Source organism: Brachybacterium sp. p3-SID957 (genome assembly GCF_025144775.1).
Taxonomy (GTDB): domain Bacteria; phylum Actinomycetota; class Actinomycetes; order Actinomycetales; family Dermabacteraceae; genus Brachybacterium; species Brachybacterium epidermidis.
Map to the genome: position 1 here is coordinate 1 of NZ_JALXKT010000095.1, position 7,154 is coordinate 7,154.

The 7,154-nt window shown below is 69.9% G+C and carries 7 protein-coding genes; 4 read left to right on the forward strand and 3 right to left on the reverse strand.

Translation table 11 applies throughout. The features are described 5' to 3' along the window. Positions 1 to 70 precede the first annotated feature (70 nt). Positions 71 to 925, forward strand: a complete 855-nt coding sequence (gene pflA, locus M3B01_RS14145; RefSeq protein ID WP_193866151.1) for a pyruvate formate-lyase-activating protein — start codon at positions 71 to 73, stop codon at positions 923 to 925. Here the strand turns inward: pflA and M3B01_RS14150 are convergent. The 3 genes from M3B01_RS14150 to M3B01_RS14160 form a co-directional block, all read right to left on the reverse strand. Continuing rightward, on the reverse strand, positions 912 to 1,802 hold the full coding sequence (locus tag M3B01_RS14150) for a hypothetical protein (protein WP_259793137.1): 891 nt from the start codon (positions 1,800 to 1,802) through the stop codon (positions 912 to 914). The two genes, pflA and M3B01_RS14150, sit on opposite strands and share 14 nt — an antisense overlap. A 91-nt stretch (positions 1,803 to 1,893) precedes the next feature. After that, positions 1,894 to 2,970: a 2,3,4,5-tetrahydropyridine-2,6-dicarboxylate N-succinyltransferase gene (gene dapD / locus M3B01_RS14155; protein WP_259793139.1), complete on the reverse strand. Its 1,077-nt coding sequence runs from the start codon at positions 2,968 to 2,970 to the stop codon at positions 1,894 to 1,896. Next, on the reverse strand, positions 2,957 to 3,655 hold the full coding sequence (locus M3B01_RS14160; protein ID WP_259793141.1) for a helix-turn-helix domain-containing protein: 699 nt from the start codon (positions 3,653 to 3,655) through the stop codon (positions 2,957 to 2,959). The genes dapD and M3B01_RS14160 overlap by 14 nt, the downstream gene beginning before the upstream one ends. An 81-nt stretch (positions 3,656 to 3,736) precedes the next feature. On the opposite strand from M3B01_RS14160, the gene M3B01_RS14165 reads away from it, so the two are divergent. From M3B01_RS14165 to M3B01_RS14175, 3 genes are all read left to right on the forward strand, one after another. Then, positions 3,737 to 5,032, forward strand: coding sequence for an MFS transporter (locus M3B01_RS14165; protein ID WP_259793142.1), 1,296 nt, complete (start codon positions 3,737 to 3,739; stop codon positions 5,030 to 5,032). A gap of 253 nt (positions 5,033 to 5,285) precedes the next feature. Then, positions 5,286 to 6,272 (forward strand): DUF222 domain-containing protein, encoded by a 987-nt coding sequence (locus tag M3B01_RS14170; RefSeq protein ID WP_259793143.1) that lies wholly within the window; start codon positions 5,286 to 5,288, stop codon positions 6,270 to 6,272. Positions 6,273 to 6,305: 33 nt separating this feature from the next. Continuing rightward, a partial coding sequence (locus M3B01_RS14175; RefSeq protein ID WP_259793145.1) for an IS256 family transposase occupies positions 6,306 to 7,154 on the forward strand: 849 nt, incomplete at its 3' end.

Consider the following 7,154-nt stretch of genomic DNA (forward strand, 5'->3'; position numbering starts at 1 on the left):
CCCCCCCGCCTGCACGACGAGCAGTGCCGACCGGGACCGAGGACCTGGTCGGACGAGGGAACGGAGCGACATGGGCGAGAGCATCGACCTGCGACTGGGCACCCCGATCGAGAACCGACGCACCGGCGCGGGGATCGAGGGCATGGCCGAAGCGGAGCTGGAACGCTCCCAGCGGCTGGCCGCGATCCGCGAGGGCCGCCTGGCCTCGATCCACTCCTGGGAGCTGGTGACCGCCGTCGACGGCCCCGGCACCCGGCTGACCGTGTTCTTCTCCGGCTGCCCGCTGCGCTGCGTGTACTGCCACAACCCCGACACCATGGAGATGCGCCGCGGGCAGGACGTCCAGCTCGAGGAGCTGGTGCGCCGCATCAAGCGGTACCGCCGCGTGTTCTCCTCCTCCGGCGGAGGCATCACGCTGTCCGGCGGTGAGGTGCTGATGCAGCCGGCCTTCGCCCGCAACGTGCTACAGGCGGCCAAGGAGATGGGCGTCCACACCGCGATCGACACCTCCGGCTACCTGGGCGCGGTGGCCGACGACGCCTTCCTCGACAACGTGGACCTGGTGCTGCTGGACGTCAAGAGCGGCACCGAGGAGTCCTACAAGGCACTCACCGGCCGGCCACTGCAGCCCACGCTCGATTTCGGCAATCGCCTGGCCGCTCGCGGCACCACCGTCTGGATCCGCTTCGTGGTGGTTCCCGGCTGGACCGACTCGGAGGAGAACGTCGAGGCGATCGCCGAGAACATCGCCCCGTGGAAGCAGGTCGTGGAGCGTGTGGAGGTGCTGCCCTTCCACAACATGGGGCAGGACAAGTGGGATGCCCTCGGCATGGAGTACAAGCTGCGAGACGCCCAGCCCCCCTCGAAGGAGACCGTGGAGCGGGTGCGCGAGCAGTTCCGCGCCCGCGGGTTCATGACGTACTGACCAGCACCACGACGCGGTCGGGATCCCCGCCGTCGATGTTCCCCCAGGCATCGGCCTCCTCGCCGCGCGCGGTGCGGTCCCATGCGCGCCCCTGGTAGCTCACCTGGACCACGCCGTCCTCGGCGGCGCGGGCCACCGCCCAGTTCGCCATGGTCCATCCCAGCGATTCGTCCCCACCCACGTCGATCACCAGCGCGGTGGCACCGGCCCCGGCGGGGACCGTCGGCACGACGGTGCCGGCATCGGCCAGGGTGCTGGTCACCAGGCCCGCCTCGCTGAGTCGCGGGAACTGGCGCTCCAGCTCGCTGCGCACGCCCTCGGGGGAGAAGGTGCCCTGGGCCTGCGCCAGCGTGCAGCGCAGGTTCGGGCCGCTCTGCCCGGTCAGGGCCGAGGCGTACAGCCGCCCCTCGGTCTCGTGGTCGCGGTAGGCCTGCGGGAACCCGCTGCGCTGGACCTCCTGGGCGACGTCGTTGATGTCCCCGGACTCGTAGCCGTCGATGGTGACCAGCACGTCGTAGAACGCGTTGGTGGAGTACACCGGGTCCATGATCTGCTCCTCGGTGCCCCACCCCTGGGAGGGGCGCTGCTGGAACAGGCCCAGGGAGTCCCGGTCCCCGTAGTCGATGTTGCGCAGCTGGGACTCCTGGTACGCCGTGGCCAGGGCGATCGACGCCGCGCGGGGCGGCAGCCCGCGATCCACCGCGACCGCGCTGATCAGGGCGGCGTTGGCGACGCGGTCCACCGTGTAGCGGTGGCTGGTGCCCAGCCCCGTCGCGGTGCAGGTGCCCTCGCCCAGCGGCGATCCGTAGCGCTGCAGCGCCACATAGGAACCTCCCGCGATGCCGACGAACAGCAGCACCAGCGTCAACGGCAGCACCAGGTGGCGCCCCAGGGGGCGCCTTCGGCGGCGCGGTTCGCGACCTGATGTGCGGCGGCCCCCGGGGGCGCGGCGGGAACCGCGGGCCACGTCAGTTCGCGTGCAGGGCCGAGTTGAGCTCGACCGTCTGCCCCTGGCGGGCCACCGCCTCCACCGCGCCGGTCAGCGAGTTGCGGCGGAACAGCAGGTTCGGGACGCCGGAGAGCTCACGGGCCTTGACCACGTGGGGATGGTCGCTGCCGGCCTCGCCCTGCGCCGTGTCGCTGCCGGCCTCGCGGGACTGGCCCTTCTCGCCCACCAGCACCACCTTGGTGCCCGCGGTGACGTACAGCCCGGCCTCGATCACGCAGTCGTCGCCCAGCGCGATCCCGACGCCGGCCTCCGCGCCCACCAGGGAGCGCTTGCCGATGCGCACCCGCTGGGTGCCGCCGCCGGACAGGGTGCCCATGGTGGAGGCGCCGCCGCCCACGTCGGAGCCGTCCTCCACCACGACGCCCTGCGAGATGCGGCCCTCGATCATGGAGGTGCCCAGGGTGCCGGCATTGAAGTTCACGAAGCCCTCGTGCATGACGGTGGTGCCGTCGGCCAGGTGAGCTCCCAGCCGCACGCGGTCGGCGTCGCCGATGCGCACCCCGGCGGGGACCACGTAGTCGACCATGCGGGGGAACTTGTCCACGCTGTACACGGTGGGAGTGCGACCGGCGGCGATCAGCCGCAGGCGGGTCTCCTCGAAGCCGCTCACGGCGCACGGGCCCTCGGAGGTCCACACCACGTTGGTGAGCACCCCGAACACGCCGTCCAGGCTCTGCACGTTGGGCTGGAGCAGGCGGTGGGAGAGCAGGTGCAGGCGCAGGTAGGCGTCGGCGGTGTCGGCCGGGGGAGAGGCGAGCTCGATCGCCCGTACCACGACCTCGCGGGTGGTGCCGCGCACCTCGTCGTCCTGCGCCGCGGCGGAGAGCTGGGCGTGCAGCGGGTGCGACTGCGGATCCTGTGGAGCCTCGCCGAGCTGGGGGGAGGGGTACCAGGCATCCAGCGTGCTGCCGTCGGCGGCGAGGGTGGCCAGGCCGATCCCCCACGCGTGGGTGGGGGAGGAGACGGTGCCGGCCTCGGCAGAGGTGGCGTCGGCGGTGGTGCTGGGCGTGCTGGTGGTGGTCTCAGGCGTGGTCATGCCGCGATTCTACGGGCGGGTCCTGACCATCGGCGCGCGGGGGCGACGGTGGGTCGCCGACGAGGGCGAACATCACGCGGTAGTCCGTCGCGCTGCCGTCCGAATCCGGGTCACCGGGCAGATCAGTCCCCTGGGCATCGCGGTTCAGACGGTTGTACTCCTGCAGGATCCTCGCGATGTGCTCGAAGAAGTCCTGGGCCTGCCCGGGGGAGAGACGCAGAGTGGAGGCGAACATCAGTCCTCGGCCTCGATCGTCGCTGTCGTCGGCATCGTCCTGCCGGTCCGCGCGACGGGCGATCTCCTCGGCCCATGCCGATCGCATCCAGTCGAAGGCTGCCAGCGAGACCGCACCGGAGGCTGCGGAGTAGTCGGAGTCGTCCGTACCCGTGCCATCGGTGTCGGAGTTCCCGGGAGCGTGCTGGAAGCTGTGCTGCCGCAGTCTCCACACTCGATCGCGACGGTCCCGGGCTGCCTCCGGTGCCTCCTTGAGCACGCCCCCTCGGGCCAGGATTCTGAGGTGGTAGCTGATGGAGTTGGCCGGAATTCCGAGGTCGGAGGCAAGATCCGCGGCGCGAGCCGTGCCGCGTCGGCCAACCCGCTCGACGATCTGCATGCGCAGCGGATGGGCCATCGCGCGCAGCTGATCGCGACTGGCGTGGACAGGCGCATCGGCGTTCTCTGCCATGGGTCGATCCTATCGGGTATGCGCATCATGCAGTGCGCAAGAACTATTGCGCACTAACTCCTGCGGAATTATTCTGACTGCATGGTCGACCGCACCCCGCCGCTCGAAACTGAGGCCCCCGAGGTCCCGCTGCGACGCAATGGCGAGTACCTCGCATGGCTGGGTGGGGACATCGCATCGGGGATCGGCTCGGGCATCGGCATGTTCGCCTTCCCACTGATCGCCTTCGCGGTCACCGGGTCCACGGTCGCCACCGGGATCGTCGGGCTCATCCAGGGCATCGGACTGCTGGTCGGCATGCTGCCGGGAGGGGTGATCGCAGATCGAATGGACCGGCGAAAGCTGCGGATGCTCTCCGGCGCCCTCGGAGTGATGGTGCAGATCCTGCTGGTGGCTGCGCTGATCCTCAGTATCGCCGACCTGAGGGTGTTGGCCACCCTGGCCGCGGCGGACAGGTTTCGCGCCTCGCTGCTGGGGTCGGCATCCAATGCGATGCTGAAACAGCTCGTTCCTGCCCGGCAGCTTCCGACGGCGATGTCCGTGAACGAGGGGCGAGATGCGGCCATAGAGATCGGAGCCGGCCCCGTGGGCGCCGCGTTGCTGGCCTGGCACCTTGCTGCGCCGATTCTGGCACAAGCGCTGGGCAGCGCCATCAATCTGATCTGCACCCTGCTCATGCGCAGTGACTACCGCCCGCGCGAGGCCGATGCCGGGCCCAGCTCCGTGCTGACCGACCTCGCCCACGGCCTGCGATGGATCCTGGGTCAACCCGTGCGGATCCAGATCGCGCTCGCTGCGTCCCTGGTCAACCTCGGATCCAACGGTGCCCTACTGGCGATGACACTGCACCTCGCAGCCGAGGGAGTTCCCCCTGTTAGGATAGGCCTGCTGAACACCGCGCTCGCCGTCGCGATCCTGGCCGGTTCTATCGCCGCTCCCCGGCTCGTCGCCTCAGTCCCCACGGGGCTGCTGACGATGGTGCAGCTCGGGGTGATCGCGGCGGTGACTGCGCTGCTCCCGCTACTTCCGAACCTGTGGATGATCGCCGGGGCGTACGCGATGATCGGGATCGGGCTGGCGCCGCTGAACGCTGCGACCATGGGGTTCTTCATGCATATCACTCCGGGGGACATGCTCGGGAGGGCAGGGGCGATGACAGGGCTGCTGGCGATGGGGATGATGCCGCTCGCACCGGCGGTTGCGGGATGGGGGCTCGAGGAGTGGGGGCCCGTGGCGACCCTCCTCCTGTTCGCAGGCGTGTGTGCAGCGGGCGCACTCGCGTTCCTGGTCGGCGGGCCGGCTCACCGCATCCCGGCATCGGGCCGCTGGGAGGAGTTCTCCCTGGCGAGTGGGATGACGGAGCCGACGCGGTCGTGAACTCGGCCGGGGGCCGCTCGGGGGCCGACAGGTCGCCTGGGGTCCCCCCGATCCCGTGGCCTGGGCCCGTTGCGGGCTGGTCGTTTCGCGGGGTTCCTCCCCTGGGGGTGGTTGTCCCCATTGCGGGGCCCGGGCTTGGTTTGTCGGTGGGGGTCCGTAGGGTGGTTCGTATCTGAAAAGGCCTGGTCAATCGGCTGGTCACCGTGCATGTCGGCGTCGTGATCACTGGGTGGGAAGAAGGGGGGTGGGTGCGATGCCATCGTTCCGGTTCGAGAACGGGGAGTTGATCGAGGAGCCCCCACGCGCCCCGCGCTCCCGCTACGCCCCGATCACCTCCCCCAAGCCCCCGATCCCGCCCGCGAACCAGGTCCGGGCCCGTCACCCCTTGACCCCGCAGAGCGTGGCTGAGCGGGGCGGTGCGGTGCCGGGCACAGTGGAGGCTGATACCGCAGTGCGGTTGCTGGGCCTGCAGCGTGAGCAGTCCCGTGAGCATGCCCGGATGCTGCGGGAGCTGGCGCCCTTGTGGATCGCGCCCGCGAACGACGAGGAAGCAGCCGATGACCGGGCCGAGTCCGCTGTGGTGGCCGCGGTCGCCCTGCGCACCACCACCAGCCATGCCTCGACCTTGATCCGCCAGGCACACACCGCTGTGCATCATCTACCGGCCCTGTTCGCCCGCCTCGAGGCCGGGCACCTGCCGGTCGAGTGGCACCAGCGGATCCTCCGCACCACTAGGGAGTTCACCCCCGCCCAGCTGGCGGAGGTGGATCAGCGGGTATCGGTCTGGGACCTGGCCTCGATCCCCGTCCAACGGTTCCGTCGTGAACTGCGTGTCCTGGTGGCCTGGCTCCACCAGGCAGGTGAGACCACCCCACGGCCGGAGGACCAGCGCGAGGTCGCCCTGGAGGGCTCCCCGGTCGATGACGGCACCGCCACCGTCCGCATCACCGGACCCGTCCCGGAGATCCTCTCCCTGTCACGACGCCTGGATGCCAGCGCCCGCGCCATCCAGGACCAGCAGCGCCACGCCCTTGCCGACGGCGCCCCGGTCCCCTTCGATCCGGACGGGCAGGCCGCCGCCACCGGTGCGCCGCTGACTCTGGCGGCGCTGCGCTACCTGGTGCTGACCCGCAGTGTGCTGGAGACCGGGGGGATCGAGGTGCCTGGTGAGCGGTTCCGGATCAGCGTGATGGTGCCGGTGATGACCCTGATGGGCGGGCGTGTCAGATGGTCTGTGTAAGCCGTACTGAAAGGAACGGTAAGAATCATGACCATGACCAACGAGAAGAAGCAGGCCGGTGGTGAGCCCACTGGCGGGGACCTGGTCGAGGAGCTGAAGTCCTCGGGGCAGCTGGATGCCCTGTTCGCTCAGATCGACGCAGGCAATGTTCAGCTCACCGGCGACGGCGGGTTCGTGCCCGCGCTGGTGAAAGCCGCCCTGGAGCGTGGCCTGCAGGCCGAGCTGACCAGCCACCTGGGCTATGACAAGCACGCCGCGGAGGGCCGCGGCAGCGGGAACTCCCGCAACGGCACCACACCCAAGACCGTGGAGTCCGAGGTCGGACCGATCGAGCTGGACGTCCCCAGGGACCGTGCCGGCTCGTTCACCCCGCGCCTGGTCCCCAAGGGCCAGCGGCGCCTTGGCGGCCTGGATGACATGATCATCAGCCTCTACGCGGGCGGGATGACGATCCGGGACATCCAGCACCACCTGGCGAGCACGATCGGCACAGACCTGTCCCACGAGACGATCTCCAATATCACCGACGCCGTGAGCGAAGAGGTCCTGGCCTGGCAGACCCGGCCGCTGGAGGAGTTCTATCCCGTGATCTATCTCGACGCGATCCGCATCAAGATCCGGGAGAACAACCAGGTCCTCAACCGCGCCGCCTACATCGCCGTAGGAGTCGACCTCGACGGGATCAAGCACGTGCTGGGCATCTGGGTCCAAGACACCGAGGGCTCGGCGTTCTGGGCCCACGTCTGCGCGGACCTGGCCAACCGGGGCGTCAGGGACGTGCTGATCGTCTGCTGCGACGGCCTGAAGGGGCTCCCAGAGGCGATCGAGGCGACCTGGCCGGACTCGATGGTCCAGACCTGCGTGGTCCACCTGATCCGGGCA

Bases quoted from the DNA above. Each gene is read 5' to 3' on its own strand.
- M3B01_RS14165 (WP_259793142.1), top strand. From the start codon at position 3,737: ATGGTCGACCGCACCCCGCCGCTCGAAACTGAGGCCCCCGAGGTCCCG.
- dapD (WP_259793139.1), bottom strand. From the start codon at position 2,970: ATGACCACGCCTGAGACCACCACCAGCACGCCCAGCACCACCGCCGAC.
- M3B01_RS14170 (WP_259793143.1), top strand. From the start codon at position 5,286: ATGCCATCGTTCCGGTTCGAGAACGGGGAGTTGATCGAGGAGCCCCCA.
- M3B01_RS14160 (WP_259793141.1), bottom strand. From the start codon at position 3,655: ATGGCAGAGAACGCCGATGCGCCTGTCCACGCCAGTCGCGATCAGCTG.
- pflA (WP_193866151.1), top strand. From the start codon at position 71: ATGGGCGAGAGCATCGACCTGCGACTGGGCACCCCGATCGAGAACCGA.